Annotated in this window: 3 protein-coding genes; all 3 read left to right on the top strand. The window is 57.4% G+C overall.

The features are described 5' to 3' along the window. Positions 1-867, top strand: an 867-nt coding sequence (locus tag ACYX34_RS16520; RefSeq protein WP_462077678.1) for a threonine aldolase family protein, incomplete at its 5' end; no start/stop codon positions are given. Between the two features lie 149 nt (positions 868-1,016). Then, on the top strand, positions 1,017-1,802 hold the full coding sequence (locus ACYX34_RS16515; RefSeq protein ID WP_462077677.1) for a nucleotidyltransferase domain-containing protein: 786 nt from the start codon (positions 1,017-1,019) through the stop codon (positions 1,800-1,802). 138 nt (positions 1,803-1,940) lie between these two features. After that, on the top strand, positions 1,941-2,694 hold a 754-nt coding region (gene gnd / locus ACYX34_RS16510; protein WP_462077676.1), incomplete at its 3' end, for a phosphogluconate dehydrogenase (NAD(+)-dependent, decarboxylating).

Raw genomic sequence — 2,694 nt, 5'->3', positions numbered from 1 at the left:
CCCTCCGGCACCATGTCCAATCAACTGGCGATTCGCATTCAGACCCAACCGGGACAAGAAGTCATCGTCGAAAGCAAAAGCCACATCGTCCGGTACGAGCAGGGCGCAGCCGGCGCCCTGGCCGGTGTGCAGCTTCACTGGGTGCCGGGAGAGCGCGGTATCATCATGGCTGAGCAGGTGGAAGCCGCCATCCGGCCGACTGATCCGCACAGCATCACGACCGCGCTGATCTGCTTGGAGAATACACACAATGCCGGCGGCGGCACCATTTATCCCCTCTCCACGATCGAAAAAATTCGCACAGTTGCGGTAAAGTACGGAATCCCCATGCATCTGGATGGTGCCAGGCTGTTCAATGCCGTGGCCGCCACGACCCTCCCTCCGTCCGCCTATGCCCAGCATTTTGAAACTGTTTCCCTCTGCCTCTCCAAGGGACTCGGCGCTCCCGTCGGATCACTGCTCCTCTCCAACGACCCAAAGCTCATCGAACGGGCGCGTCGCTTTCGCCGCATGTACGGAGGCGCCATGCGTCAAGCTGGCGTGTTAGCCGCCGCTGGGATCCATGCATTGGAACGACATGTGGCTCGACTCAAGACTGACCACGAGCATGCCAAGAAACTGGCGCGGCTGCTCCAGCAAATTCCCGCGATCCAGATCGCTCCACAGCATGTGGAAACCAATATTGTGATCTTCGACATCCTTGACGAGGGACGCTCACCAAGCGAGCTGGTCGCCGCACTCAAAGAGCAGGGCGTGCTCATCAACGCAGTCGGTGGAAAGAGCTATCGCGCGGTGACACACCTGGATATCACGGAGCCTCAGATTGAAGAAGCCGTTGCGGCGTTCACACGAGTCCTCCCGCGATGATCGTTCGACATTGACAGGCTATCCCTTGATCCATAGAATGCCGAAGTACTGTCGTGTGAGGGGAATCTCCCACAGAGTTTCTCACCTCGCAGCATGAATGTACCAACCATGCATCATCGATAACTGGTTCGTCACGATTACGGATATCTATGGACTCCAATACAGCCACCACCACTCCTACCCGCGAAGAACTGAATGCCGAGCTGCTTGAAGTTCCAGAGCCGCCAGAACAGCCGGAGAGTCCACCCCCTCCAGGCTTTGAAGACGGCATTGAAGTCGCCGTCCGACATGTGAAGGGCCGCAGAGGAGGCGACTTAGTGGGCATCCTCCTCGTCGGATCCGGGGCACGACGCACACTCACACCTCACAGTGATATCGATCTGCTCGCCCTCGTCAAGGGCGAAACAGACAGTCATGAAATCCTCAGAGTCGGCGAGCGGCTTGCCGATATCCGCTATCATGGATATCGTTCGGTTGAAGACGACCTGGCCTATTCTCTCCGGCTCCCCTCACTCTTGAGAAAAAGTCGAATCCTTTACGATCACGACGGTGTCTGTGCCAAACTCCTCGACAAAGTCCATCAACGCTTCCGCCAAGGGCCCCCACCGGCATCCATCAATGAACAGATTCGGCTCAAGGCGGAATGCTACCATCTCCTCGGGAAGGCGGAGGACCTCATAGACAAACCGGGCACCGCTTACTATCTCTTGACGCTGTTTTACGAAGATTGCATTTCCGCCTTCTTTCGGCTGCGAGGGTTTTGGCTGGTCGCGCCGGTGGATGTCCATCGGTTCATGTTTTCCCGTGAGCCGGCCCTGGCTGACCTAGCCGGACAGTTCCTGACCGCCGCGACGCTCGCCGACCAGCTCAACTTTGGCCGGCAATTTGCCGATCTCCTCTTTAAGGATGTCCCGAATCCGGCTCGTATCGACTGACCGCCTGGGCACACAAGACTAACAACGCCTGCATGACGACGTTGTTTGTATACGAATGAGAGAGACATGCCCCCGACCGTGTCATCGCTCGGCGGGTATCAATTCTCTGTCACCGACCTTCATACCAAGGAGCCCTCTATGGAACTGGGATTTATCGGATTAGGCAAGATGGGCATGAACATGGTCATCCGTCTACGACGCGATCAACACCGCGTGGTCGTCTATGACCGATCGAACGATCTCATTCAACAGGCTGAAGGCCATGGCTGTGTCGGCGCCACCTCGCTCGCCGATCTGGTCGGCAAACTCAGCGCACCACGTGCCGTCTGGATTATGGTCCCCTCCGGTACTCCGACGGAAGAAACCGTGCAAGCTGTGGCAGCATTATTGAAACCCGGAGACACCATCATCGACGGCGGCAATACCAGATTTCACGACGATGTGCGGCGTGCTGCTGCATTGAAGAAACAGGGGCTCCACTATGTCGACGCGGGGACCAGTGGCGGGATCTGGGGATTAAAAGTCGGCTACTGCCTCATGGTCGGCGGAGAAGAAGCAGCCGTTCAACGACTTGCCCCACTATTCAAGACCCTTGCTCCGGAAAATGGATGGGCCCACGTCGGGGCCGTCGGGGCAGGCCATTATGTCAAAATGGTCCACAACGGCATCGAATACAGCATGATGCAAGGCTACGCGGAGGGCTTTGAGTTGATGTCAAAGAGCGAGTACAAGCTGGATCTGGCGCGCGTGGCCAATCTCTGGATGCATGGCAGCGTGGTGCGGTCATGGCTGCTGGAGCTCGCGGTAGATGCACTCAAACAGGACCCGAAGCTCGAACAGTTGAAAGGGTACGTGCAGGATTCCGGAGAAGGACGCTGGATGATCGCCGATG

The sequence above is a fragment of the Nitrospira sp. CMX1 genome (genome assembly GCF_054902215.1).
This window is presented reverse-complemented; position numbering and strand designations above follow the sequence as displayed.

Coding starts and splice junctions, on each gene's coding strand:
- ACYX34_RS16515 (WP_462077677.1), top strand. CDS start 1,017: ATGGACTCCAATACAGCCACCACCACTCCTACCCGCGAAGAACTGAAT.